Origin of the sequence: Corynebacterium striatum, from assembly GCF_016728105.1 — a bacterium.
GTDB lineage: Bacteria > Actinomycetota > Actinomycetes > Mycobacteriales > Mycobacteriaceae > Corynebacterium > Corynebacterium striatum.
Genome location: NZ_CP068158.1, coordinates 1,441,972 through 1,467,381, shown reverse-complemented (window position 1 = coordinate 1,467,381; position 25,410 = coordinate 1,441,972). Strand labels below are relative to the sequence as shown.

At 57.5% G+C, this 25,410-nt stretch carries 26 protein-coding genes and 4 pseudogenes; 15 read left to right on the top strand and 15 right to left on the bottom strand.

Annotated features, from left to right (window positions below; genetic code table 11):
* Positions 1-17 precede the first annotated feature (17 nt).
* Together rpsH and I6I72_RS06935 are read left to right on the top strand one after the other, a co-directional pair.
* Entirely contained in the window at positions 18-416 is a 399-nt protein-coding gene (rpsH, locus tag I6I72_RS06940) for a 30S ribosomal protein S8 (RefSeq protein ID WP_034986964.1), read from the top strand.
* Between the two features lie 14 nt (positions 417-430).
* Positions 431-706: pseudogene (locus tag I6I72_RS06935) on the top strand (50S ribosomal protein L6); the annotation flags it as partial.
* A 68-nt stretch (positions 707-774) separates the two neighbouring features.
* On the opposite strand, the pseudogene I6I72_RS06930 reads toward I6I72_RS06935, so the two are convergent.
* From I6I72_RS06930 to I6I72_RS06915, 4 genes and pseudogenes are all read right to left on the bottom strand, one after another.
* Positions 775-1,762 (bottom strand): annotated as a pseudogene (locus tag I6I72_RS06930) (IS481 family transposase).
* A 43-nt stretch (positions 1,763-1,805) separates the two neighbouring features.
* Positions 1,806-2,363 carry a DUF4865 family protein gene (locus I6I72_RS06925; RefSeq protein WP_049146591.1) on the bottom strand — a complete coding sequence of 186 codons (558 nt, stop codon included), beginning with the start codon at positions 2,361-2,363 and terminating at the stop codon, positions 1,806-1,808.
* A complete protein-coding gene (locus I6I72_RS06920; protein ID WP_049146588.1) occupies positions 2,363-2,746 on the bottom strand; it encodes a cupin domain-containing protein in 384 nt (127 codons plus the stop codon). Before I6I72_RS06920 ends, I6I72_RS06925 begins: the two co-directional genes overlap by 1 nt.
* Entirely contained in the window at positions 2,743-3,309 is a 567-nt protein-coding gene (locus I6I72_RS06915; protein WP_201057339.1) for a TetR/AcrR family transcriptional regulator, read from the bottom strand. The genes I6I72_RS06920 and I6I72_RS06915 overlap by 4 nt, the downstream gene beginning before the upstream one ends.
* Before the next feature lie 197 nt (positions 3,310-3,506).
* On the opposite strand from I6I72_RS06915, the gene I6I72_RS06910 reads away from it, so the two are divergent.
* Positions 3,507-4,166, top strand: a complete 660-nt coding sequence (locus I6I72_RS06910) for a hypothetical protein (protein ID WP_049146583.1) — start codon at positions 3,507-3,509, stop codon at positions 4,164-4,166.
* A 262-nt stretch (positions 4,167-4,428) separates the two neighbouring features.
* On the opposite strand, the pseudogene I6I72_RS06905 reads toward I6I72_RS06910, so the two are convergent.
* Positions 4,429-5,142: pseudogene (locus tag I6I72_RS06905) on the bottom strand (IS6 family transposase).
* 81 nt (positions 5,143-5,223) lie between these two features.
* Here I6I72_RS06905 and I6I72_RS14000 point away from each other — a divergent pair.
* Positions 5,224-5,364: pseudogene (locus I6I72_RS14000) on the top strand (IS256 family transposase); the annotation flags it as partial.
* A gap of 241 nt (positions 5,365-5,605) precedes the next feature.
* Entirely contained in the window at positions 5,606-5,998 is a 393-nt protein-coding gene (locus tag I6I72_RS06895) for a hypothetical protein (RefSeq protein ID WP_053093400.1), read from the top strand.
* 48 nt (positions 5,999-6,046) lie between these two features.
* Here I6I72_RS06895 and I6I72_RS06890 read toward each other — a convergent pair whose 3' ends face one another.
* On the bottom strand, positions 6,047-7,297 hold the full coding sequence (locus I6I72_RS06890; RefSeq protein ID WP_201806492.1) for an IS256 family transposase: 1,251 nt from the start codon (positions 7,295-7,297) through the stop codon (positions 6,047-6,049).
* A gap of 583 nt (positions 7,298-7,880) precedes the next feature.
* A complete protein-coding gene (locus I6I72_RS06885; protein WP_046646292.1) occupies positions 7,881-9,380 on the bottom strand; it encodes an integrase core domain-containing protein in 1,500 nt (499 codons plus the stop codon).
* 321 nt (positions 9,381-9,701) lie between these two features.
* Between I6I72_RS06885 and I6I72_RS06880 the strand changes: the two genes are divergently transcribed.
* Positions 9,702-10,894 (top strand): IS3 family transposase gene (locus I6I72_RS06880; RefSeq protein WP_370633393.1). Its coding sequence is split into 2 segments (ribosomal slippage): positions 9,702-9,984 and positions 9,984-10,894, totalling 1,194 coding nucleotides; the frame shifts between segments, so codons are not numbered across the junction.
* 231 nt (positions 10,895-11,125) lie between these two features.
* Here I6I72_RS06880 and bioD read toward each other — a convergent pair.
* Both bioD and I6I72_RS06870 read right to left on the bottom strand, forming a co-directional pair.
* Positions 11,126-11,773, bottom strand: coding sequence for a dethiobiotin synthase (gene bioD, locus I6I72_RS06875; protein WP_201806488.1), 648 nt, complete (start codon positions 11,771-11,773; stop codon positions 11,126-11,128).
* Entirely contained in the window at positions 11,770-13,011 is a 1,242-nt protein-coding gene (locus I6I72_RS06870) for an adenosylmethionine--8-amino-7-oxononanoate transaminase (protein WP_049145984.1), read from the bottom strand. The genes bioD and I6I72_RS06870 overlap by 4 nt, the downstream gene beginning before the upstream one ends.
* A 34-nt stretch (positions 13,012-13,045) precedes the next feature.
* On the opposite strand from I6I72_RS06870, the gene I6I72_RS06865 reads away from it, so the two are divergent.
* Positions 13,046-14,440 carry a peptide MFS transporter gene (locus tag I6I72_RS06865; RefSeq protein ID WP_005530587.1) on the top strand — a complete coding sequence of 465 codons (1,395 nt, stop codon included), beginning with the start codon at positions 13,046-13,048 and terminating at the stop codon, positions 14,438-14,440.
* A 254-nt stretch (positions 14,441-14,694) separates the two neighbouring features.
* A complete protein-coding gene (locus tag I6I72_RS06860) occupies positions 14,695-15,012 on the top strand; it encodes a hypothetical protein (protein ID WP_049145986.1) in 318 nt (105 codons plus the stop codon).
* Between the two features lie 88 nt (positions 15,013-15,100).
* Here the strand turns inward: I6I72_RS06860 and I6I72_RS06855 are convergent, their stop codons facing one another.
* Both I6I72_RS06855 and I6I72_RS06850 read right to left on the bottom strand, forming a co-directional pair.
* Positions 15,101-16,312, bottom strand: coding sequence for an FtsX-like permease family protein (locus I6I72_RS06855; protein ID WP_100619168.1), 1,212 nt, complete (start codon positions 16,310-16,312; stop codon positions 15,101-15,103).
* Positions 16,296-16,892: an ATP-binding cassette domain-containing protein gene (locus tag I6I72_RS06850; protein WP_005530582.1), complete on the bottom strand. Its 597-nt coding sequence runs from the start codon at positions 16,890-16,892 to the stop codon at positions 16,296-16,298. The genes I6I72_RS06855 and I6I72_RS06850 overlap by 17 nt, the downstream gene beginning before the upstream one ends.
* Positions 16,893-17,003: 111 nt before the next feature.
* Between I6I72_RS06850 and I6I72_RS06845 the strand changes: the two genes are divergently transcribed.
* The 5 genes from I6I72_RS06845 to I6I72_RS06825 all read left to right on the top strand — a co-directional run bounded on the left by I6I72_RS06845 (position 17,004) and on the right by I6I72_RS06825 (position 21,013).
* Entirely contained in the window at positions 17,004-18,038 is a 1,035-nt protein-coding gene (locus tag I6I72_RS06845; protein ID WP_049145552.1) for a sensor histidine kinase, read from the top strand.
* A complete protein-coding gene (locus I6I72_RS06840; protein WP_049145550.1) occupies positions 18,035-18,676 on the top strand; it encodes a response regulator transcription factor in 642 nt (213 codons plus the stop codon). The genes I6I72_RS06845 and I6I72_RS06840 overlap by 4 nt, the downstream gene beginning before the upstream one ends.
* Entirely contained in the window at positions 18,640-20,079 is a 1,440-nt protein-coding gene (locus I6I72_RS06835) for a DUF5129 domain-containing protein (protein WP_080986231.1), read from the top strand. The genes I6I72_RS06840 and I6I72_RS06835 overlap by 37 nt, the downstream gene beginning before the upstream one ends.
* Before the next feature lie 86 nt (positions 20,080-20,165).
* Positions 20,166-20,714 carry a lipase family alpha/beta hydrolase gene (locus I6I72_RS06830; RefSeq protein ID WP_080974117.1) on the top strand — a complete coding sequence of 183 codons (549 nt, stop codon included), beginning with the start codon at positions 20,166-20,168 and terminating at the stop codon, positions 20,712-20,714.
* Positions 20,714-21,013 (top strand): CHY zinc finger protein, encoded by a 300-nt coding sequence (locus I6I72_RS06825; RefSeq protein WP_049145548.1) that lies wholly within the window; start codon positions 20,714-20,716, stop codon positions 21,011-21,013. The genes I6I72_RS06830 and I6I72_RS06825 overlap by 1 nt, the downstream gene beginning before the upstream one ends.
* A gap of 63 nt (positions 21,014-21,076) precedes the next feature.
* Here the strand turns inward: I6I72_RS06825 and I6I72_RS06820 are convergent, their stop codons facing one another.
* The 4 genes from I6I72_RS06820 to I6I72_RS06805 all read right to left on the bottom strand — a co-directional run bounded on the left by I6I72_RS06820 (position 21,077) and on the right by I6I72_RS06805 (position 24,106).
* The gene (locus I6I72_RS06820) at positions 21,077-21,259 is read right to left on the bottom strand and encodes a hypothetical protein (RefSeq protein ID WP_131771344.1); all 183 of its coding nucleotides are present in this window, start codon (positions 21,257-21,259) and stop codon (positions 21,077-21,079) included.
* Positions 21,260-21,273: 14 nt separating this feature from the next.
* Positions 21,274-21,417, bottom strand: a complete 144-nt coding sequence (locus tag I6I72_RS06815) for a hypothetical protein (RefSeq protein ID WP_005530566.1) — start codon at positions 21,415-21,417, stop codon at positions 21,274-21,276.
* Positions 21,418-21,548: 131 nt separating this feature from the next.
* A complete protein-coding gene (locus I6I72_RS06810; protein WP_049145547.1) occupies positions 21,549-22,691 on the bottom strand; it encodes an HNH endonuclease signature motif containing protein in 1,143 nt (380 codons plus the stop codon).
* Positions 22,692-22,798: 107 nt separating this feature from the next.
* On the bottom strand, positions 22,799-24,106 hold the full coding sequence (locus I6I72_RS06805; RefSeq protein ID WP_049159414.1) for a M20/M25/M40 family metallo-hydrolase: 1,308 nt from the start codon (positions 24,104-24,106) through the stop codon (positions 22,799-22,801).
* A 77-nt stretch (positions 24,107-24,183) separates the two neighbouring features.
* Between I6I72_RS06805 and bioB the strand changes: the two genes are divergently transcribed.
* Complete coding sequence (gene bioB, locus I6I72_RS06800; RefSeq protein ID WP_005530561.1) at positions 24,184-25,164, top strand: biotin synthase BioB; 981 nt, start codon at positions 24,184-24,186, stop codon at positions 25,162-25,164.
* A complete protein-coding gene (bsaP, locus tag I6I72_RS06795; RefSeq protein ID WP_005530559.1) occupies positions 25,164-25,409 on the top strand; it encodes a biotin synthase auxiliary protein BsaP in 246 nt (81 codons plus the stop codon). Before bioB ends, bsaP begins: the two co-directional genes overlap by 1 nt.
* The last annotated feature ends 1 nt before the right edge of the window (position 25,410 follow it).

Here is a 25,410-nt window from a genome sequence, read left to right as displayed (position 1 = left end):
GCAACAGGTCACTTCACATGACCATGACTGATCCGATTGCGGACATGTTGTCACGAGTGCGCAACGCAAACAATGCGTTCCACGACACCGTGTCTATGCCATCCTCCAAGATCAAGGCCAACATCGCCGAAATCTTGAAGCAGGAAGGCTACATCGCCGACTACTCCGTTAACGACGAGACCGTCGGCAAGACCCTGGAGCTTAACCTGAAGTACGGCCCATCTCGCGAGCGTTCCATCGCTGGCGTGCGTCGTGTTTCCAAGCCGGGTCTGCGCGTTTACGCAAAGTCCACTAATCTGCCAAAGGTTCTCGGTGGCCTGGGCGTGGCTATTATCTCCACGTCCCAGGGTCTGCTGACTGACCGTGAGGCCAACAACAAGGGCGTGGGCGGAGAAGTCCTCGCCTACGTCTGGTAAGAGGAGGTTTAACCATGTCTCGTATTGGCAAGGCACCGGTGACCGTCCCCTCTGGCGTCACCGTCACCATCAACGGCCAGAACGTTGAAGTCAAGGGTCCTAAGGGCACCCTGGCTGAAGAGATTCCGGCACCAATCACCGTGGCTCAGGAAGGCGAAGAACTCGTCGTCTCCCGCCCCGATGACCGCCGCAAGAACCGTTCCCTGCACGGCCTGTCCCGCTCCCTGATCAACAACATGGTCGTGGGCGTTACTACTGGCTACACCATCAAGATGGAAATCTTCGGTGTACTCCATAAAACATATGCGCACTCGAGGAACGGAACCTCTGCCTGTCACATTAAGTGAGCCGAAACCAGTTAGGTGTACTGACCGGAGACGTTGGTCAACCGTGAGAACTGCCGCTGGTTCCCGCAGGCCGTGTGAGGACGGTGCTGGTTATAATAGTGCAGCCAGTCCTCCAGCTCGCCCCGACGCTCCGCCTCGGAGGTGTAGCAGCGGGCGTAGGCCCAGCCATCAGCCAGGGTTCGGTGGAATCTCTCGATCTTGCCGTTGGTCTGCGGGCGATACGGCCTGGACTGTTTGTGCCTGATTCCCAGCTCGGCACAGGTGTCTCGCCACAGGTGTGAGCGGTAGGCGCCACCGTTGTCAGACAGGACCCGCTCGACGGTGACGCCGCGGGCGTTGAACCACTCAACAGCCCTAATGAGGACCGCCGTGGCAGTGAGGGCGGTTTCGTCATCGTGGATCTCGGCGTAGGCGACGCGGGAGTGGTCGTCGATGACAGCGTGGACAAAGGCCTTACCCATCAACGGGTCCCGGTACTTGCTCCTGGGCTTGCCCGGGGTCGCGGCGCGGTTCCTCTCGCCTTGTCGTCGGCCGACGTAGCGCCAGCCTCCGCCATCGGGGATGTTGGCCCAGCTTCTTCACGTCGACATGCAGCATCGCGCCAGGATGGTCATGCTCATAGCGGCGAACAGGCTCACCCGTGGCGCGGTCAACATGGGACAGCCGGTTCAGGTGAGCGTCGGTCAGGATTCGATGGACCGTCGACGGCGCGATCCCCAGCCGACATGCCAACTGCACGGGACCTTCCCTCAGTCGGAGCCGCAGCTGGATGCAGCGCTTGGCCGTCTTCGCATCGGTCTTGTTCGGAGAGCGGTGCGGTCGCGAGGAACGGTCCGGCATGGACTGGCCAGCGCGGTAGCGGTCGGCCCAGCGCTTCACGGTCGGCCAGGAGACCTGGAACCGGGCGGCGACCTCGCTGATCGGCCAGCCCTCGTCCACGACGAGGCGGCCGACAATCAGCCGGTGGCGGGGTGTGAGAGCGGCATTGGGGTGCGACATGAAGGCCGGGTTGCCCCCCGTGGGGCGGCTGATGTGTGGTGGGTCAGGCAGTAGTGGAGACGTGGAGCACCTCGTAGGCGGTGACACCTGTTGAACTCTGGTCGGCTTCGTGGGTGCTGAGTTCGACGAGGATGGCGTTCCAGGTGGTGACGTCGACGGCGGTGACGCGGGCCACGGTGGAGTCTGTGGTCGTAGCGAGGAACTCAGCGGTGATGTCGTCGATGCACTGGGACGGTGCAGCGTTGGTTGGCAGGTGCGCGGTCTTGACGGTCAAGCTGCGGGCAGCGGAGTAGTCCGCGGGCCCGTCGACGAGCTGGTGGACGGTCCAGTCCTGGATCGAGTGGCGGCCGAAGTCGCGCACGATGGCCGAGTAGCCGGGCTCGCCCCAACAGAACTGCCGCATCCCATCGATGTCGCGCCAGATATAGAAGGGGGCGTAGGCGTTGCGCGGTGCGCCCTTGGTCTTCTCCTGGGTGAGGTAGGCCTTGAACTGCAGCCCGGGGTAGCCGTCCATGAAGTGCCCGGTCTGGGTGACGCGGTCGCGAATGATCTGCATGCTGTAGTCGGTGGGCAGGGTGATCTGATACTGCATGGCGTACATCAGTGGTTCTCCTTGGTTGCCTGGGCGTAGGTCGTGGGGGTGACGGGTTTGTGCCAATCGATGGTCGACAGGTCGTCGGCGGCTTGCTGGTAGGCGACGTGGGTCATCGGCTGCCCAGGTGCAGCGCCATGCCAGTGCCGCCGGCCGGCGTCGATCCAGATGGATTCCCCCTTGGTCAGGTGCTTGGCCGTCTGTCCTTCGATGTGCACCAGGGCAACGCCGTCCGTGACGTAGAGGCCTTGTCCCTTGGGATGGGTGTGCCAGTGGGTGTGCGCGCCAGCGGTGAACGTGACGGCGTAGACAGCCAGAGGAGACTGGGGCGTGGGTGTCGCCAACGTCGTGGCGTTGACGGTGCCTGTGAAGTGCACAGGCACCGTGCTCATCGTTGACTCCACGCACACAAGAGCACGGTCGCACCCTGAACGGCGGCGTCGAACTCGGCAGGATCCTGCTGCGCACGCGCCAGGACATAGCCGCCCTGAACAGTGGCTACTACCATGGAGGCGAGCCGGTGGGCATCGGTGTGGCGCGGGAACTCACCGTTGACGATCCCCTCGTCGATGACCAACTTGATCGTCTGGACAAGCCAGGCGAGGGTCTCGGAGACCGGCGTGAGCAGCTTAGGCGTCGCGAGCACGTCCGCGTCGTAGGTCATGCGCCCCATGCGGCACCCCATGAGGGAGTCGCGCTGACGTCCCAGGTAGGCGACGAGCCGCTCCGTGGCCGTTCCGTCTCCATGGAGCAGCGCTTCAGCATCCTGCCGCATGGCTGTCGCGCTGGCCTCCAGCGCCGCTACCGCAAGGTCCTGCTTGCCGGAGAAGTGGTGGTACATGCTGCCCTGCCCGGCGTTGGCCCGGCTCAGGATGTCCTTCGGGCTGGTCGCGGCGTAACCCCGCTCCCACAGCAGTTCCTGGGTGGCATCTAAGAGTCGACTTCTTGTGTCCATGACTCGATTGTACATACCAGTAGTTACAGGCTGTCAATCTGATCCCTGCTGTGAGCCGTCTCAATCAACGTCTCCGGTCAGTACAGCTAGGGGGACCGAGTGAACATTCATGTCGCGAACAGCTAGACAATGAGGTTAACTAATCCGACAAGGTTTTGACATATTTTTCCATCGTTGATGACAGAAGGGCGCGTTTCATGAGCGGAAACGAATTTTCCCAAAACTTGCCTGATGATACAGATGCGTTAAAAGCTCTCTTCTACTTATGCGCTGACCAGTTCGGCCAAGACCCAAACAAGCGCAAGCAAGCAAAACAAATACTAAAAGCGATATCCGAAAAAATCATCCACCAAACAGATTTAGAAAAATACCGGGGCAGCTCAGAAATGCTGAACGACCAGAATTTACGCCAAATTGGCCTAGTGATCTCTCAGGCAGCTGCGACAGAACACGTCGCGGGGCAGATCATTGCAGTCTCAAAGTCTGGCCCATTTGATTCGCCAATTGATAAAGCATGGACACGCTCAGGAACTCAACTGCAGGAGAGCCTGAAGCCCCATGTTCCCGAGTCCCTCTTGGATCGGCTGAAAACTGCAATTGATCTCCGCAATGAAGTAGCACATGGCTTCCACAGCGAGATAACGGATACCGAAGCATATGAGTTACTTGGGTCGCCTGTGGATGCCATCCAGTCCGGTGATCGCATTACCGTGAAAAGGGAACCCAAGAAGGACGCCGCCCCTTTTAAGACTCTTACCTGGAGAGGCGATGCCCTTAAGGAACTCCACAAAGAGCTCATCGCTATTGAGGGTGAACTCGAAAAGACCCTGTGGGAGAAGATCAACTCCCTCCTTTAGCGTAGGGTCCACATCCTCTCGGGATGGTTGAAATCTGTTAGCCCAGGGTCAGTTTCACCGCCATTCCAATTATGGATATTTTCCGGCAGTTCGGGAACATTTTCCCCTCTCCACCCGTAATCGTCTTTTAGTTCGAAAGCTGCCACGCCATGTCCTATACGTCAGGCAAAGTAGAGGACAAAGAGGTGTTGTTGCAAAGTTGGGCGGAGAGCAGCGAAGACTCAGTTTCTCATTCCCTGATGGCCGCTGCGTGTGGGCGTTGTTAGGCCCTCTTGAAGACCTGGTTGACGATCACCGCGTCCGGGTTCGGTTGCCCGTAGGCAAACATCGCGCCTTGCCCTTTCCGCAATGAGTGCATCGCCTCCATCCCTTTCAACGTCCGATATGCAGATGTCCGGTTCTTAAACGCGCCTTTCGGCCCGAGGATCCGATTCAGCCGACCATGGTCGCCTTCCAGGATGTTGTTGAGGTATTTCACCTGCCGGTGTTCCATTGTTGGCGGGCAGATTCCCTCTGACTTCAACTCGGCGATTGCCCTGGCTAGGGAGGGTGTTTAATCGGTGTTGATCACTCTGGGATACCCGGCTGACGCATTGGATCTGACGGCCTTGGCCAGGAAACACTTCGCTGCGGCCACGTTCTGCTTCGGAGAGAGGTAAAAAGTTCAGGGTCTGGTCACCGGCGGTGATCGCCCGATAGAGGTAGCACCACCTGCCGCCGACTCGGATATAGGTCTCATCCGCCCGCCAGGAACTGGCCTGCCAGTCAGGTAACGTGTCGGTACCACTGTGTTTGCTTGTCCAGCTCAGGGGCGTATTTCTGGTCCCAGCGGTAGATCGTGGTGTGATCGACTGGCACGCCCCGCTGAAGTCATTATTTCCTCCAGATCGCGGTAGCGCACCCCGTAGCGGCAGTATCACCGCACTACCCACAGAATGATGTCACGGGGGAAATGACGACCGGAGAAGATACCCATGGCTGTGATTATTTCACGTCGCTCTTCTCCTACTGCCCCAACTTTGCAACAGCACCGTTCAGGGTGGGTGGACTATTCGGCGGGTTGGATCTCGCCGAGCAACATGACGACTGGATCCAGCAAAAGCGCTACATGTCACTAGCCAACCTCGAGCAAACCAGAGCGCTCATCGCTGCCAACACCATCGACACAGGCGAAGAACACAGAAAGGACGCCGCCTAATGACCCGAACTCTAGCCCGCGCCCGACCTCACAACTAGACCCCCACAAACCCCAGATTCAGAAAGAACAGAAACACCACTCAAAAGGACTTGACCCTGACTGCAAGGCTCCAGAGCCTACCTCTGTCAAACGAATCAGAACACTTTGTCTTCTCATAAAGTGGAATACTTTGATTTTTACGTTTAGCTTTGTCCGCTCGCCCCATTAAGGTAGATGTCAACAGCAAATAAAAGGCGGAGTTATGGCTGAACACATTGATTCTATCGACGAATTAAAGCGTGCCCTTAGCATCGAGGATCTCCGAAATATGAGCAGCGAAAAAGTCCTTGAACTAGTCAAGTTGATTCAAAACGGCCAGGTAGGCGAAATTGTCCTACCTACCCTCTTTGCTGCTGCGCCAGACACTATGGCGAAAGTGTCTCAAGCAATGGCCGATTCTTTCCAACAGGCCCTATCTAGCAATAAATACAGCTCAGATAGGCTTTATGACAGTTTTGATAAGACGAAAAGCATACTTGCGCAAGTCATTGACGACCCTAATTCATCAGAAGAAAGTCGCCGAGATGCCCTCGATCGGTTAGAACGCGGTCAAGTCCGCGGATGTGGTGTACGAGTTCTTTCGAATCGTCGGTGATCGGTTAGCCGGGATCGGGTCCGGCACGGGCCTGGGCGTGGTTGGTCATTAGGCTGCAATCTCCTTGCCTGCCGGGGTGGTGGTGTCGGCGTCGAGGACATTGGCTGTGATCAACGCTTTGGTTTGCTCTAGGCTTGTCAACGACATGTAGCGTTTCTGTTGAATCCATTCATCATGCTGCTCAGCAAGGACGGCCCCGACTAGGCGAATCACAGCATCACGGTGGGGGAAGATCCCGACAACATCAGTGCGCCGGCGGATCTCGCGATTGAGCCGTTCGGTGGGGTTATTCGACCAGACTTTGGTCCACACTGACTTCGGTGTGTGGGTAAACGCCAACACATCATCAAGATGTTCTTCTAGGTAGTCTGCAACATGTGGAAATTTCGCCTGGCAGAATTCCACCACTTCCCGAGCCTGAGTCCACACCGCCTCAGCATCGGGTTGTTGGAAGATCGTGTGGAACATCGCCGATAATGTCGGCCGCTGGGTCTTCGGCACCATGGACGAGAGGTTCTTAGCGAAGTGGGTGCGGCACCGCTGCCAGGAGGCATGTGGCAGCACATCAGACACCGCTGCTTGAATGCCTAAGTGAGCGTCACTTGTCACCAGGTAGACATCACCTAGACCGCGGGCTTTTAAGTCCCTAAAGAACCCGGTCCATGAAGCGGTGGACTCAGCGGTAGCTACTTGCATGCCTAACAGTTCCCGGTAGCCGTTATTGTTGACACTGGTTGCTAGCAGCACACTCGTTTTGACCACGCGTCCGCCTTCCCGGACTTTCATCGTCAGCGCGTCGCACGAGAGGTAGTGGTACGGGCCGGAATCTAGTTGCCGGGTGCGGAAATCCTCCACCATCGAATCCAAGTCTTTGGCCATTTCACTAACTTGTGACTTCGATAGGTTTGTGATGCCGAGAGTGGCGACCAGGTCGTTCATTCTGCGGGTAGACACGCCTTTTAAATAGCACGTGGCGATCACGGTGGTTAAGGCACGTTCGGTACGGGTTCGTCGTTCTAACAGCCAGTCCGGGAAGAAGGAACCGTGGCGTAGCTTCGGGATAGCCACATCGACGGTGCCGACCCGCGTATCCAGTAGTCGGTGGCGGTAGCCGTTGCGTTGGTTGACGCGGTTGTCGCTGGTGGTGCCGTAGTCAGCGCCGCAGACAGTATCAGCTTGGGCAGATAGAATTTGGTTGATGAAATCGCCGAGCATCTGGCGCATCAGATCGGGTGATGCTTGGGTGAGGAGCTCTTCGAGATACGCGGTCGGGTCGATATGATGGGGGCCAGCGGCCATTATGGGTGTCGTCCTTTCGAGGATAGGTAGTAGTTGATTCGAAAGGTACCCATGATGGTCGCCCTATTTGTCATCGGGGCCCATCACAGGAACTAACTCGTACACCACGCTAACGGACGCAACCCCCACTGGGAACGGTGTCTCGTCTCAACGGCATCTAGGCCTGATGTTTTGCAGTTAAACTAGGATTTTTTAAAGGGGGGCAAGGGGGTAATAGTCCTTGGGAGATTTTGTTAATGTGGCCGGGAAGAAATTTTCAGAAAGGTCTGTTGACCTGCATTTGTGACCTGCACACGCTTGTGAAGTCTCGAGACTTTTAGTTTTACCTTTTAGAAAGTGCTTCCAAGGCCCCGCAGATGATTGCTGGAAGGGAAAGCAAATGCTGTACATGGTTCCGGGTGCGTTGGCCGGAGGGCTAGTTTATGCAATTCTCCTAGTGCTGTTATGTCCATGGGCTTTTTGGACACGGAGTCCAGTAGCTTTTTGGGCTAGGAGTCCAATGACTTTTTGGACGTGGAGTCTCCCTGCTTTTTGGGCAGGGAGTCTTTGGTGTTTTTGGACAGTCTCTAGCTCGTCTTACCGGTTATGGTTTCTTTCGTCTCGACGGGCGCGGACGCGACAGGATTGGTTTGATCTCTGGTGGCCGGCGGTGCCACATTCCTTCGACATGCCCGATGTTGATCTGTCCGCCGGCTGGACGCTCAAGTAGCTTGATGGGCAGTGGGAATGAAAACAGTGCTTCACCATCATGATCAGTGAAGAACTCAGCGGTGTCATCGGTAACGTGGCTGTATATGAGCCGGTTTTTAAACCGGAGTCCTACATAGAATCCATAGCCCAGGATGCGCACCACTCCGCTTTTGTTGATCCACAGTGTGTCGGGGATACCCCAGGCGTTGCTTGACTGGGCGGATAGACCGTCTACGGTGGGACTGATGGTAGGAGATGATTCTTGCTGGATTGGTTCGTTATCGTCATCGATGGTTGTGGGAGAAGCTGCAACTTCTCCCACAACCGGCGCCATCGCCTCTTTAACCCCATTCTCGATACGATGCTCGTGGTGTATCGCGCTTTCTGAGTGTGTATCCCGGTATGACTTCACAATCTTGGCCCACAGCACATCCGGGTCAATGGGTTGTGTTGGGGATTGAGCGTGGGCGAAGTGCTCACGGGCTTGGGCTGGAGTGATGTGCATTTTGCCGACTAGCAGGCCTTGATGGCGGCGCCTGGTGTTGTAAAACTCGCGGTAGTCGTCCAACAGCTGTTTGACGTGCTGAAGTGTTGTAGGTTGGCGTGCATCGAGAAACTTGGTCATGGTTTGATGCGAGCGTTCATCTTTGCCTTGGGTTTGCGGGCCAAAACCTGCAATGGACCAGATACCTTGGGCGGCGAGCCAGCGCTCGGTATCGGACAACCGGCCCCGGTGATAGGTGGCGAAAGCTTCACCGTTATCGGTCAAAAGTTCCTGCGGGCGACCATACGTTTCTATTGCTGCGGCCAAGGTAGTGCGAGCATCGAATCCGTTTTCTTTGGCGGCGAAGGCTTGTGAGCCCAGATCAAACCGGCTGGCATCATCAACCAGCTGGTAGATAGTGATCTGGGTATGTGGAGTGTCAAAGAGTCGGTAGACAAACCCGTCGAGTTGCCACAGCTCATCGACTTTATCGCGTGCCCAGCGTTTAAAGCTTTTACGAGGACGTTTACGGGCATTGGCCTCAGCAACACCAGCTTCGTGGAGCCAAAGCGCAATCGTAGACCGTGCCGGTGGGTGCTCTAAACCAAGGTCATCAATGAGGTAGTAATAGATTGACCACGGGCCATAGTCCCGTCCCTGGGCCTTGAGCACTGATCGAGCTGTGATGACTTTCTGACGAAGGTGATCATCGTAGATTCTGGCTGGGGAATGCGGGGCGGTGGAGTCAGGCAGGATGCCTGCACGGCCGCGTTGTTCAACGCGGCGTTTGATGTTGGCATAGGTTTGGCGAGATACGCCAATATCCTTGCAGAATTGGGTGACGGTTCGTCCGTCTCTTACTGGGTCGAAGTCCGCTATTTTCTTGCGGAGATGGGTTGAAATAGCCATCTTGGTATTCCAACCCACCGACTGTCCAAAAAGTCTTGAGACATCACGACAAGGAAGTCTTTGGACTCCGTGACCAAAAACTATCTGGACTCCCCGTCCAAAAAGCCATTAGACTCCGTGACCAAAAACTCCATAGACATCACACAATTCTCCTAGTGCTCAGCTGGGTCATCAGCGTCATTTCTGCGCGGAGGTATCGGCTCGGTGCGCATGGCCGATTCATTGTTTATTGTCTCATTGCTGTGGGTTGGACCTGACCCCTGTTTGGTAGACACCTGATATCCAGCCCGGTTGGGTTGGGAAGAAAGGTAATCTACCACCATGCCTAGGTATTCCGAACAGTTCAAACGTGATGCTGTGGCCCTCTATGAAAACAATGAGGACCTTTCACTTCACGCGGCTTCAGCAGAGCTTGGAGTCAATCGTTCCTCGCTTTTCTCCTGGCTTCAGCAATACGGCACCGGCAAACGTGCCCGCACGAAGGCCATGCGCGACAACGCCAAGGAGACGACTGATTCCGAGCGAATCCGCCAGCTAGAAAAAGAGAACGCGAAGCTGCGCGAAGAACGCGATATTCTGCGCAAGGCCGCGAAATATTTTGCCGAAGAGACACGCTGGTGATCCGCTTCCAGTTTGTCTATGACCACCGAACCGAGTACTCGGTCAAGCGGATGTGCCATGTGTTAAAGCTCAATCGCTCCTCGTTTTATAAATGGGTCAACACCCACGAAAATCGCAGGTTAAAGATATGTTCCGATGCCCTTATTGGTGCAAGAATCAAGGCCATCTTTGATGATGAGAACGGGCTTTATGGTGCTAAACGCATCGCTGCAAGCCTCAACGACGATACGGACTTCGGCCCGATCAACCATAAGAAGGTTGCGCGCATCATGAAATCCATGGGGCTAAAAGGCTTTAGCAAACGGCGTCGATGCATCACCACCCGGCGCAAGCCTGGTCACCGTGTCATGCCAGATTTAGTAGGCCGTACATTCACCGCTGACGAGCCGAACCGTGTTTATGTAGGCGACATCACCTACCTGCCGTGTAAGGGCGGTAAGAACATGTACCTGGCCACGGTCATTGACACCTATTCACGAAAACTTGCAGGTTATGCACTCGCAGACCACATGCGTGTCTCACTGGTCATCGAGGCTTTGTCCCATGCCAGCACAGTCCGCGGAAGCCTTGACGGGGCTATTTTCCATTCTGATCATGGAAGTGTGTACACCTCACAGGCGTTTAGGGACCACTGCGCCCAACTTGGTGTACGCCAATCCATGGGCGCGGTGGGAACTAGTGCCGATAATGCCCTGGCAGAATCATTTAACGCCACCTTAAAACGTGAAGTGCTACGTGATCGGAAAGTCTTTGATAATCCCATTATCTGCCGGCAGGAAGTCTTTCGATGGTGCATGCGCTACAACACCCGCAGACGGCACTCCTGGTGCAACCTTCTAGCCCCCAATGACTTCGAAGCACTCACATCAGCTACACTGACCCAAGCAGCATAGCTAACCCCCGACGTGTCTACTTTCCGGGGGTCAGGCCCGTTTCATGATCTTTTTGGTTGTGGCCGGAGGCGGAGGCAACTGGGCCACCCGTATGCAGGCGAGTGGTTACATTTTGGCTGGCTGCATCTTGAGTGCCATAGACAGCAAGATTGTTCCAGGGGATGAGGAGTCCGAGTCATGAAAGTCCCGAGCAGTTGGATGAAAAGACCCTTTCCGGTTGCGTGGGCCGATCTAAATGCCGCCCAAGAGATCCCACTGCGCCGCTTGGGCGCAGAATTCCTCCTTGCTTAACGAGCCTGCGCCGGTAGGAATACAGCCGAGCAGTGGCACGCCGGTCACCTTGGGAAGCTCCGCGACATTGAGGCGAGTGGCGAGGTCCGGCTCTTGTGGCAGCATGCCGCCAACCAGCCCTTTGACGTGAATGCCACGGGCGCGGGCAGCTTCCACGGTGAGCTCGGCGGCGTTGAGGCTGCCCAACATCAAGCTGGTGACTATGAAAAGCTCGGCGCCGAGGTCACGGGCGACGTCGGCAAGCGTGAAGCTATCCGCGAGCCGAACCAGCAGGCCGCCCGCGCCCTCCACGAGTACGACGTCTGCATCGATGCTGCGAATCCACGCCAGCACCTCCTCTTTTTCGGCCTGCGCTAATCCCGCGCGCCGGGCAGAAAGGTTCGGCGCTAGAGGCTCCGGATAGTGCTTGAATTGCCGGGATTCCACGCCGGTAAGACGTGTGACCGTGGCGCAATCGCTCGTATCTCCTGTTTGCAGCGGTTTCGCCACCACCACATGCTTGCCCGCCGCCTGGTACTGCGCGGCCAGGGCCGCTGTGGCAATGGTCTTTCCCACATCCGTATTGGTTCCGGTGATGCAATAGATCATGCGACCTCCCCGGCGGCAACGACGGCGCGGCAAATGCGCGCTACTTCCTCATCGGTACAGATATATGGCGGCATCGTGTAGATGAGCCTGCCGAATGGGCGCAGCCATACGCCTTCTTCAAGGGCCGCCGCGGTGGTCGCTTCCATGTCCACGTCATGGTCCATTTCCAGTACACCGATGGCGCCGCGCACGCGGGTGGTGCCGGGGGCGTCGCTAAGCCCTGCGCGTAAACCTTGCTCAATGCGTGCGACGTCCGCGCGCCAGGTGCCTTCCGAAATCATGGCGGTGGACTCGGCCGCCACCGCGCAGGACAGGGGATTGGCCATGAACGTCGGTCCATGCATCAATGCGGGTGGCTGCATCGTCTCCGCCACCTTTTGCGTGGCCAGGGTTGCTGCCAACGAGATAAACCCACCGGTTAGCGCCTTGCCCACGCACATGATGTCGGGCGTGATTCCTGCCGCCTGCGTCATGAAGAGTTCACCTGCGCGACCAAACCCAGTGGCGATTTCATCCGCGATGAGCAAGATTCCGTGCTTATCGCATAGCTCCCGCACGCCTGCGACCAGCTCTAGGTCGTGGAAGCGCATTCCGCCCGCGCCCTGCACACCGGGTTCGATGATGACCGCGGCGACTTCTTCGGTGATAAAGGACTCGAACTTATCCAAGTATTCCGCCCGCTGCTTAGCCGAGGCGCCTTCCGTGGGTGGAGCTGGGGCAAAGATCTGCTCGGCAAGGATGCCCTTCCACATAGAGTGCATGCCGCCTTCCGGATCGCACACGCTCATCGCGGCGAAGGTATCGCCGTGATAGCCCGAGCGCCAGGTCAAAAGCTTGGTGCGGCCGGGCGGCGAGCACTGCAGCGCCATCTTTACCGCCACTTCTACTGCGACGGATCCGGAATCGGAGTAGAAGACCTGCGCGTACTGGTGGTTGGTCAACTCCAGGAGGTTTGCGGTAAGCCGCGCTGCCGGTTCGTGAGTAAGCCCGCCGAACATGACGTGGCTGAACCTATCGATCTGATCCTTCGCCGCCGCCACCAACCGCGGGTGCGAATGGCCGTGGCATGCCGCCCACCAGGAGCTCATGCCGTCGATGACGCGTTGGCCATTTGCGAGTTCTAAATAGGCACCATCGGTGCGCAGTACCTGCAAGGCTGGCGCGCCGGGCGCAGCATAGGGGTGCCAGATGTGGGTGGAGTCGATCGCAGCGACTTGAACACTGTTCAAAAAAGGCATGGAATTATCTCTACCACAGCTATAATCTCATTTCATGACTGTAATTGAACAACGTTCAAGACTGGGTGTAGCTCCCACGCTGCCAGCCATCGCTGGCGTGGAAATGTGGGAGCGATTCAGCTTCTACGGCATGCAAGCCATCCTGGTCTATTACCTCTATGACCACACAGCCGGCCTGGGGCTGGAGCAAAGTGAGGCCACCGCATTGGTAGGTGCTTATGGCGCGATGCTCTACTTATTCACCTTCGCCGGCGGGTGGGTTTCTGATCGCGTTCTGGGCGCTGAACGCACCTTGCTAGCCGGCGCCGCGCTGCTTATCGGCGGCCATCTCTCGCTTTCCCTAATTCCCGGGTTCGTGGGCCTCTTCGCCGGGCTTTTCCCCTTGGCGCTGGGCTCCGGGTTGCTCAAGACCGCAGCGATCACCATTTTAGGCGCGGCATTTCCGACGTCCGCGGGACCGCCTTTCCAAATCTTCTACCTAGGCATCAACATCGGCGCTTTCTTGGGGCCCATGCTGACCGGCTGGCTGGCTGAGACCCGTGGCTTTCACGTGGGCTTCGGCGCCGCGGCGTTGCTAATGGTCGTAGGATGCGTGAACTATTTGGCGTTACGCAGGCGAATGCTCGGCAGTCTCAGCGCTAAATCCCGCGAGTTTATTACCCAGCCTGCAAACCCTGCTGCGCCGCAGACACAGCTCAAGGTACTTATCGCCTCTGTACTGGTTATCGTCGCTGCGGTGTGGGGCTTGAGAAATCCCGATCGTTTGGCTTATGTGCTGCTCATAGCCACGGTCGCAACCGCCCTTGGGCTCTTTGTCACCGTGCTCACCTCGCCACGGGTAAGTGCTGCAGAAAGACAAAAAGTACGAGCTTTCATTCCGCTATTTATTGCGTCAACTACGTATTGGACGCTGCAGTCCCAGGCCTATGGCGTCTTTGCCGTTTATTCAGAGCAGCGCCTAGATCGCACCATCGCTGGCTTTGAAGTGCCCGCTGCTTGGACGCAGTCCCTCAACCCTCTTTTTATCTTGGTATTTACCTTTCCCATCGCCCGCCTTTTAACCAAACACCGCAACCGTAACCACCTCATGGGCGGCGGACTCGCGTTGGCGGGCATGGGAATGCTGGTGTTGGTTCCCTTTACCGGGGCAAGTTCGGTTCCGTTCCTAGCGCTTGTAGGCTGCATCCTGTTTATGAGCTTGGGCGAGCTTTTCATTGGCCCCATCGGAATGGCTGCCACTGCGATCCACGCGCCGGCTGCCTTTGCCACACGCTTTTCCGCGTTGTTCTTTCTTTCCTTGGCTATCGGAACTTCTCTAGCAGGCAGTTTGTCCACCCTCTATTCCTCAGAAACGGAGCTTTATTACCTCATTGTGGTGGGACTAGTGCCGGTGATTGTTGGCGGCGCCATTTACAAAAGCAAGCAGTGACCTATCGTGAAATCATGAGGAAATTCGTTGCTGTTTCGAGTGCTGTAGCTGTAGTCGCGTTGAGCGTTACCGGTTGTTCATCGGAATCCGAAAGCGATTCTCCGAAGCCGGTCTTCCGTGCGACCACCGAACAACAAACCGAGTCCACAGAATAGACCCAGCAGCAAGCAGACCCGCAGCGGGTAGTCACCGAGACGGTAACTGCGGAAAATAAAGAAAATGGAAAGGAAAAGTGCGCGGACGGCGGCTCTGATTTGCAGAAGCGATTCGCCAACGGCGCAAAGGGTGTCCTCAATACGAATGAAGATGATTTCAAGTTCCACTACACGGTCATTGACGGCGCCTATGATCCGTGCGCGGAGATTAGCTACGCTGTACTGAGTGGCGCCTTAGGTGACGAAAACGGTCCTGCCGGAACGGGTGCATCAATCGCAGACGGAATCCTCATTTGGTCCGAGGGCGAATTGGTCGGCGGCCACGGTATCACCGCCAGTTCCGTGGAAGAAGCTTCCATGGTGGGAGACGATGAAATCGAGCTCACCGTGGGCAATCGCGGACGTACTACCGCATAGGGAATTACCGAAACCGCACGCGTGCGCCTAGAGGTTGAAGATGATCAATTGGTCCCAGTTGGCGGAGACATTGAGCAGTACAAGTCCTTCACGGACGGAAATGTGCAGCTGTATCCCTAAAGTTTGTGGCCAACGCGCATTTGAAGCCGGAAAGGCCTATAAACATCACGCAAGCTTGCACAAGTAATGCCTGCCACCAGAAGCCGGTGAGCGCGTATTCTCCTGTCATCCCGTGGTTCATGAGCAAGACGATGAAGAGCGTGAGCGCGGACAGTAATCCCGTCGTGGTTGCTGTCAGCGCGAAGGCTTCACCGATTTGTACCCGGAAAATGCTGTTCCTGGCAGCGCCCGCCAAAGTTAGCGCCCCTGCGTCGTGAGCGATCCGCTTGCGCATTAACAGCGAAGTAGTAAACGCCGCCATCACGCTCGGCGCGATCGTCGGCCCGAGTACCACTACGAACACCTGCCACGGCGACAACGTAACCTCCTCCTCCATGCTCAATACGGCGCGGAAGCCTGAGCCCACGGCGATGATGAGGCCGCCGAATAAGATCCACGGCATGATATGTGGTGCGGTGAAGTTGCTGCGTACGCGCACGTTCGCGCCAGCGATGCCGACAGGTCGGGTCCATTGCATAAGCAGTGGCAACATCCATGGAACCAGGAATGCGAACAAGGGGATAAGGCCCAAACACGCGGACATTGCATCTATCGGATCTTCGATCAAGGTGCAGGCAAATAAGATCCCAGCGCCGAAGACGAAGGCGAGTGCGCATCTAGCGGCCGTCCACCGAGGCATACCTGAACGGTAGATGCGCCGCAATGACAAGAATCCACCGAGTACTGCGGCAAGTACGCACACCGCACTAGCTAGTACAACACCGCCCATCGTCACGGAGATACCGTCCACTTGAAGGTTGTCGCGGTGCAAAGCGTCGAGGGCGAAGTCCGTGAGAAATGTAGCGCAAAAGGCACCAGGAATCGCACCGCACGTAGAGACCGCCGCAATCTGACCCAGCACGAGTACAAAGATGAGCCAATTGGGCATGCCCACCATGCGCCAGCTGCGGTAGATGTGGATGTGCTCGTCGATGATGAGCTTCATCTGCGAGAAAATGACGAGAATATTGGAGCAGATAGCCAGCCCGAGGATGGTTCCGCCCAGAGAAGTTGTGTCATCACCGGTTGCGTTAATGAGCGCTACGGCAAGCGAGAATCCCATTCCGGAGATAAAACACGTCAGCGCCACCGCCAGCCAGGAAGGCCAATTGCTGTGCAGATCCTTAAGCCATACGGACATGGTGTTCCTCCAGCTTGTAGATGCGATCGGCCTTCGCGGCGGCCGCGTGCGAGTGGGTGACCATTACCACCGTGCTGGGTACGCGGACGAGATGATCCATGACCACGTCCGCCGTGTCGTCGTCCAACGCACCGGTGGGCTCGTCGGCGAAGATGAAGGGGGCGTCGGCAAGCAATGCTCGCGCCACCGCGACGCGTTGCTGCTGTCCGCCCGAAAGCTGTGCCGGTAAGCGCTTTTCCAGCCCGCCGATGCCCAAGCTCTCAAAGGTCTGGTGCAGCTTCGCCGGGCTGCATTTACGGCCGGAGAACTTCGCCGTAAGTTCCGCGTTCTGCTGGGCGTTAAGCGATTCCAGGAGGTTATAGTCTTGGAACACGAAAGCGCGGTGCTTGCGCCCCGGTGCATTTACCTTGCCGGTTGTAGGTTTGTCGAGGCCAGAAAGCAGGCCGAGGAGCGTTGACTTGCCGCTTCCGGAAGGGCCCATGATGGCCACGAACTCGCCCGGTTCAATGCGCAGCGAGAGGTGGTCTAGCACCAGATTCTTGCCGTATTTCTTCGTGAGATTTTTCGCGATGAGTGTCATGCTTTCGATTTCACGTTGAAAGGCGCGGTATTCCGATGGGGGAGACTCCCAGAAATTTAGGGGAGCTAGCTCCACTGCGTGTGTCCGAAGTTCGGATTAGGGTTGTACTCTATGTCAACTCTCAAATCCGTAGCGTGGAATCTAGTGCTAGCGCTGCTGTGCATTCCCGCTGCTGTGGTTTCCGTTGTCATGCTGCCCTGGATTCCGCTCGTTGCGTCCCTCATGGCCGCCATCACCCGCGGCGGCGCACGGTGGTTGGGAGTGAAGATTCGCTACCGCACCCCACATCGCTGGTTTGATTGGCAGCAGTTCTATCACCTTCTGATTCAGCTTTTGCTCTCGATTTTGAGCATGGCGTTGTGGCTGTTCGTGGGGGTTATGACGGTGGTATTCTTCATCGCTCCTTTCTTCACGGATAGGTTCAACCTCGGTAGCCTCGTCATTGAAAATCGAGCCCTGGCTATCGTGGTGAGTTGGACGTTTGGCTGCCTGTGCTTGCTGGTCCTTATCTTTGGCGCGAAGTTTTTAACCTTTCTTTCCGTGAGCACCACCCGCCTGGCGTTGGAGAGCGATGCGCGAGCCACGCTTATCGACGCCTTCTCCGGCGAGCGCCGCCGCATCGAACGGGAGCTACACGACGGCCCGCAGCAGTACCTCACCGCGCTCAAGCTCAACCTAGCCGCGGCGAAAAGAGGAGACACCGCGGCTCTCGACGCCGCCGACCACAACGCCAGCCTTGCTCTCTCTGCCTTGCGCGACACGGTCCGTGGCATCGCACCGCAGGTCCTCTTCGATAATGGCCTGATTGCGGCTCTCGAAGAACTCCTCGTCCATTCTGGGCTGGAGACCACCCTCGAATGCAAAGGCGAAGAACGCTCCCTTGATGAAACCAGCGCCTTGTTGGCATATCACTGCGTGGCAGAGGGACTAACCAACGCCGTAAAGCACGGTGAGGCCACCGCAGCAACTGTGAAGCTGGACTACCGAGAAGGGATAAAGATTTCCATCACCGATAACGGGCACGGGTTAACCGCGGGCGAGGGAACCGGCATAGCCGGACTGGAAGAGCGCGCCATAGCCTTGGGCGGAAGCGTGGAACTAGAAGGAACAGATCAGGGCGCACGGTTAAGGATGGAACTGCCATGAAAATCTTGCTTGCTGAAGACTCCGCCCTGCTGCGTGCAGCAATCGAACAACTTCTGCGCTCCTTGGACCATGAGGTCACCACGGTCGAAGATGCTGATCAATTGCGTGCTGCGGCAGAAGGATTCGACATCATTGTCACCGACGTCAGGATGCCGCCGCTTTTGCAGGACGACGGCCTGCGAGCAGTCAATGAGATTCGCAAACGTACGCCCGAGCAGCCCGTCGTGGCGTTGAGTCAATACGTTGCCGCCAGCTACCTGGACGGACTCATCGAGCACGGCGGATTCGGCTATCTTCTCAAGGAAAGAATCGCCGATGTGGATGAGTTCATCCATGCACTGGATACGGTCTCTGCAGGTGGCACCGTGGTAGATCCGGAAGTCGTGAGCACTTTGCTCTCCTCCCGGAAGATGGGCGTCGATAAGCTCACGCCCCGAGAACGCGAGGTACTAGCCTTGATGGCACAAGGCGCCAGCAATCGCGAGATCGAAGGCAAGCTCGTGCTCACTGCCGGTGCAGTAAGCAAACACGTGGCGAATGTTTTCATGAAGCTCGGGTTCAGTCCTGAAGACGAAAACCGACGTGTCAAGGCAGTCCTGGCATGGCTGCGCACCAAGCAGGAATGGAGGTTGGAATGAAAAAGATTCTGGCGGCGACTGCAGCAGCAGCGCTTTTGGTTGGCGGCGGCACTGCTTTCGGTGTCGCCACGCTTGTGGCATCTCCGGAGCAAGCAGACTATTCCGTCGAGCGGTCCGCAGACGTCAAGGTCGAGATCATGGATCCCGAAGATGTCTTAAACCCCGATGACGAAGCACGCATGCGTCGTGACGTTGAGCGAATCCACTTCGCGGCTCCGGTCAAGCAGCTGAACTACCTTGTCTTCAAAAAGAACAAGGACGAGGTAGAGGATTCCGTCGAAGAGTATCTACGCGATAATCACCCAGACCTCATTGGAGATGACCAGTTCACCGATGGCCAGCTCTTCGTTGGCGTGGGCCTCGATCCACGTCAAGCTTTCATCTTCGCGGGCAACGATGTGGCGAGGGACCTGTCCCTGGAACTCGATGATGGTCATTTGGAAGACGCAATCGAAGAGATCAAACCGGGCGTGAAGGCAGGAAATATCCCGGCAGGTCTTTTCGCTGGCGCTGACTATGCTGCCGACGCGGACAAGGTCAGCGAGGAGCTTTATTCCGATGCTAAGGCTAACCGCGGTCTCGGTATTGGCTTTAGCGGTTTCGGTGCGGGTGCAGCTGCCGGAGGGATCGTGGCTGCGGTGGGTGCTACGCGGCGTCGGAAAGCGCAGCGTATTGCGACCGCCCGCGAGGATTGGAAATACGTTTCACGGGCTTATGGGGATACCGCACAACGCTTGAATGCCATCGACGTGCGTGCGCACTCTTTGCAATCAGCGCTTGTCGACGCCCGGATGCGCGAGGAATGGGAGCAACTGCGCGACGAGTTCCTCAACCTTGACAGCAAAGTTAGCGCTTTTGCCAGCCTGAACGAGCAGTCCTCGGACGAGGAATTCGAACAAGCGGCGAGTGGAATCGAGGAAGCGAAATCCATCTGTGGCCGCGTAGATACCGCAGAACACAACATCGACCGTCTGTATGCCGTCGAGCATGCTGACATTAACGCGCGCCGCAAGGAACTCTATGAGCTACGCAAGGACCTGATTGAGGCGCGCACGGAATCAACGGGCGGAGTCGCGGAAGAAGCATCCCGGCTGATTGCCGTTTCCGAGGAGATCGATGCGGCCGCGCCTGAATTTATGGATCGTTACCTCGAGCTAGTGGAGCGCGCAGCCACGCTCTTTGGGCAGATCCAAACGCAGTTACAAAAGGAAAACGAAGCGGATGAATTGGCGGCGCGCCCGCGTATTGACGAGCCTTCCTTCTATCCGGGAGTGGGTTATCACGGATTCGTACCTTTTATGGCGATCAGCTCATGGAATAGCGCTTCCGTAGCTTCTTCACCCAATGTGAGCAGCAACTTTAGCTCGGGGTTCTCCGGTGCTGGTGGTGCCTCGAGCTTCTGATTCCGCGGCTGCAGGAGCAAAACACGTGCGTGTGGGCATTCGACTAAGGCGCGGACGATGTCACGTTGCAGAATGCTATCCCGGCCATGAAGGCGATTGGGGATCTTGATGCTTCTGCTCGCGAGATTGCAGAGCAAATCGAGTATGTTCGGTCCGCTACTGGCTCTGACAAGGTCAACCTCGTGGGCCATTCCCAGGGCGGGCTGCACACCAAGACTTTCACGCAGCTCTACGGTTCCCCAGAGGAGGTCTCCCGTGTTGTTGCACTGGGTGGTAACTATCACGGCACTACGCTGAACGGTATGGGACCTGCATTGAGTAATGTTGCCAAGATTATGCCAAAGCTGGCTGCCTTCTTCGGCTCGACGGCCGGCATTCAGCAGCTGCAGGGCTCGGATTTTATTGAGAAAATGAACAAGCTGCCCGATACCGCGCCGGGGGTTAAGTACACCTCGATCTATAGCCCGGCGGATACCACCGTCACGCCGAACGAAACCTCGAAGCTCACTGCGGTACCAGGCGCCGACGTTGAAAACGTCAGCTTGGGCGACGTCTGTGAGGCCCCAGCCGCGCATCCGGATCTGCCGCACGATTCCTGCGCGCTCGACCAGGTTATGTGGGGCCTTAGCCGCTAATGATTCATGGGGCAATCGATGATGCGGGTCGCTGTAAGCATTGGCACTCGCTTGTCGACGTCGTGGCAAACAAGTGCGCCACCTGCCGCGAGTGGTTCGCCTGCTCGCTATGTCATGCGGAGCTAACCGACCACGACTTTGGTCCCATGCCCCGCGATGAGCAGGCCGTCATGTGCGGCGCATGTGGCACGCAGATGGACTATGCCACCTATACTGCCGCATACAAATGCGTCCGCTGCGGGCACACATTCAATACTGGATGTGCGCTGCACGCGGACGAGTACTTTTTCCCCTCCTAGAAGGAAGAAAGCTGCGAAACCTGGGACTTCTGTTTTAAGTAGAGATCCAAATATTCACTGTAATCAAGGAAACACGATGATTCCGTCAACGAGGTTTGTTCGCAGCGGTTCTTGTTCAACCTCGCTCCACCGGCCGCGGAAGATGAAACCCATCGGGGCGAAGGTGAGCACGCCAAAGTCGGAAATGCCGATGAGGATCTTTTCGCCGATGCTTAGCGATGCATCACTGACGGCAGCATAGAGCATTTGGCGACCGCACATTATTGTTGCGCCGAAAACCCACGGCTCGCCCACTGGGCTTTGCGATCATCGCCGGCAAAGCGCTTGATGTAGGGCGCAAAGTGCCAAGCGGTGGCGAACATGCCTGCCACACCCATTGCGCCACGCGAGCCAATCGAGTGCATCCCTCACCGTTGCTGTGTCACCAGCGCCAGCGGGCGTGATGACGAAATTGAACCAGATCCACACCAGGCGTCTTGGTTGTAGCAGCGAGCAAGGGTGGAATTAATGAGCAGTGTGCGAGGCATGGTTGTGACTAGCTCTTTATCTCCTCCTTTAAAGCAGTGGCCTGCTCGTGGGCACGGCGGCGCCGGCTGGCGATGGCTTGTGCGAAAGTCTGCGTCCAGTTCTTCTCCGCGATGGGGCCGGTGGGCTCGGTGGCTTTCCATGTTCCATCTTCGAAGAGCCAGAAGATATCCCCGGTGTATGGGTCCATGATGTAGAACGCTGTGCCATCTGTTTTGATGTTGTGGTGGTGTTGGCACAAGCAAGCAAGATTTGCGGGGGTTGTTGGGCCACCGTCGGCGAAATTGATGCGATGGTCCGTCTGGCATTTATAGGCCGGATGGTTGCAGCCCGGGTAGCGGCAGGTGCCGTCGCGGCCTTCGACGTATTTTCGAATGTTCGCCGGAGTGATGTAGTTCTTGCTCTCGGCGTATGGGTCGAGCTCGTGGACCTCCGAAGGGGAAACGGGAGTACGGGACCAACCGTGGCCTTGGATGAAGGTTGGCGCGCCGGGGATGTCAGTTGCTTGGTAGGTGTGCAGGATAACCTTTGGCTGGGCCTCGCCGAGGATGAGGCGTGTCATGGCCTCGGCGAGTGGAATCTGCTCGGCCTCGGCGAAAGCGCGTACCGCCTGGTCGATGCTCGCGATGGTTTCTGGATCTGCTTCCAGCGTTACGGAGAATGGGTCGGTGCTGTATCGACCACGGCGGCGCGTATCTTGCAGGGCAATCGTGTCATCTTCGGCGCTAATGAGCTCATTGAGTTTGCGCTTGATATTTGCTTGCGTGGGCGGGACTTGGTTCGCACGCTTTGGTGTGAGGTACTTGGTGATGCCTGCGTCGATGCGGGCGAGGGCGCCGGCAAGCGGCTCCCCAAGCTTGTCTAAGGACTCGTTGATGGCGATAAGCCGATCTAAATCCAGGTGGAGATAGCGCTCTTGGAGAGCATGTAGTTCTGGCATGGATTCGAGGCGATCTAAAGCCATGAAAATTTTGGATATGCGCGCCGGGCTAACGCCGGTGGCAGAAAACATTCTCTGCACCGCAAGCTCAATATCGTTATCGAACTCCGGCAGATGTTCGCACCAGAAGCGCAGTTCTGCATGCCGGATTTGCGCGGCGGCTTGGGCTATTTCGTCTTCAGGGTTGGTGTGAGAGTGGTAGGGCACTTTCATAGCAAGAGGTTCCTCACCGTTAAAGTGTTTCGAACGAACTTACGAATCACACTTTAAAACATGCCCCGGACACGGCTTTTCGGCGCCGACTTTTCCCAGGTAGTGCCCTACTTTTCGGAAGAAAGGAACCGCGTTACAAGTGAGTCATAAGCGCGCACTGTAAGCTCCAAATCCTCGAGATAAAGATGCTCGTCGTGGCTGTGTAGCTGGGAGTTGGCGCTCGCCATATCGCGGGCTTCGGCATGCATGGCAAAGCCATAGGCGTTGCCGCCCATACGGCGCGCGAAACGCAGATCGGAACCACCCGTGGCGTGGACTGGAACCACATCTTTATCGGGGAAGAACTCTTTGGAGGTTGCCTCAATCGCGTGCCAGAGCTTCGTATCGGTGGAGGACTGGGTGGCGTCCTCGGTGATGAGGTGCTCGATTTCAACCTCGTCAGCAAGATCTCCTAGTGCCTCGCGCAGGAAGTTATCGAGCTCATCCTGGGTCTGGCCTGGGAAGGGGCGGATATCCATCTCCAGGTAGGCGTGGGAAGGCAGCACGTTGATTGCGCCGCCAGCACGTAGGACGGTCTCGGCGATAGTGGTGTGGCTAAACGCATGAGCGTACGCGGCAAGATCGCCGAACTTCGAGTAATCGCCGGTACCTGCAATTAGTGCCGCTTCTGTTTCTGGATCGAATTTGAAGGTCTTGACGAACCCCTCCCAGATCTCATTCGAAGCAACCGGCAGTTCAGCAGCGGCGATGCGGCGTGCGACCTCGCCGATCTTCAAAATTGCAAAGTCCTTGCCATAGGGCGTGGATCCGTGGCCGGCGTCGCCATGCACGTGCAGGCGGCGCTGGCCAGCGCCCTTCTCGCCAACGTTGAAGCCGAGCGCGCCGGGTAGGTGGCTGCCGCCGGTCTCGGACAGGCAGTTCTTCCACGAAAACGCATCCGGGTGCTGCTCTGACATGAACTTCACGCCGAGCCCGCCGCGGGCTTCTTCGTCGGCCATGCCCACGAATGCCAGGGTGCCGCCTGGGTTGCCCTCCTGGGCAATCTTGCGGGTGACCGCCGCCATGGATGCAGTAATAAAGAGCATGTCCACCGCACCGCGGCCGTAGAGCTTGCCGTCTTCGATGAGGGCGTCGAAAGGCGGCTTGGTCCATTTCGGCTCGTCAACGGGAACCACATCCGTGTGTCCCATGAGGGTAAGCGGCTCCTTTTCTGGATCGCCGGGTACGGTGACCACGATGGAAACGCGGCCCGGGTGGGACTCGTAGCGCGCGATCTCGACGTCAGTTCCCTCGAAGAACTTCTCCAAGGTGTCGGCGTTGCGCACCTCGTTGCCGGAGTCCGGCGTGAGGTCGTTAACGCACGCATTGCGGATGAGTTCTTGCAGGAGAGCGAGGGTGTCGTCGTAAAGCGTCATGCGTTTGAGGGTAGTCGGTGCGATAAAATTGGGTGCTTTTAGCAAAATTTGAACGCTGTTCAAGTACGCTGCTCTCCATGAGCATTATCGATATCGCCCGTGATAAAGCCCTAGGCCAGGGTATTGGTCTCAGCCAAGAAGAATTGCTGGAAGTGCTGCAGGTTCCGGATGAGCAGCTGGAGGAAATCGCAGACATTGCCCACCAGACTCGTCTGAAGTGGTGCGGCCCAGACGTTTCGGTGGAGGGCATCATCTCCATCAAGACCGGCGGCTGCCCTGAGGACTGCCACTTCTGCTCGCAGTCAGGTCTCTTCGAGTCCCCAGTGCGCGCTGCCCGCCTCAACATCCCTGAGCTGGTGGAGGCCGCCAAGAAGACCGCCAAGACTGGTGCGACGGAGTTTTGCATCGTTGCCGCCGTAAAGTCGCCGGATGAGAACTTGCTTTCCCAGGTCGCGGAGGCAATCCCCGCCATCCTGGATGAGGTAGACATCGAGATTTCTTGCTCGCTCGGCACGCTCACGCGCGAGCAGGCGCAGCGCCTGAAGGACATGGGCGCCCAGCGCTACAACCACAACCTGGAGACCTCCCGTTCCTTCTTCCCTAACGTGGTGACTACGCATACCTGGGAAGAGCGCAAGGAGACCCTCGACAACGTGCGCGCGGTGGGCATGGAGGTCTGCTCCGGCGGCATCATCGGTATGGGCGAGTCTCTGGCGGATCGCGCGGAGTTCGCGTACCAGCTCGCGCAGATCGAGCCTTGCGAGGTCCCAATGAACTTCCTCGATCCTCGTCCTGGCACCCCGTTCGCGGATTATCCGCTGGTCCCGCTGGGTGAGGCGCTGCGCGCGGTGGCGGCGTTCCGCTTGGCGATGCCGTCTGTGACCCTGCGCTTTGCAGGTGGCCGCGAGCTTTCGCTTGGCGACGACGGCACGGAGAAGGGCCTGCTCGGCGGCATCAACGCCATCATCGCCGGCAACTACCTGACCACGCTTGGCCGCCAGATCGAGAAGGACGTCGACATGCTGGGCCGCATCGACCTGCCAATTAAGGCCCTCTAGTGGACGAGCTAGCGGCGGCCGTTCTGGCTGGCGAGGAGCCTATTTTCCACCCGAACACGGGCGAGCCTTTCCATGAGGCGCACCTGCACCCGGCGGCAGCGGCGGGATTGGATGTGCCGCGCTACTGCCAGATCTGCGGCCGCCGCATGGTGGCGCAGGTCCGCCCGGACGGTTGGAGCACGAAGTGTTCGCGCCACGGGGAGCTGGACTCGGACTGGCTCTACGAGGAGCACCTGCCCGCGTAAG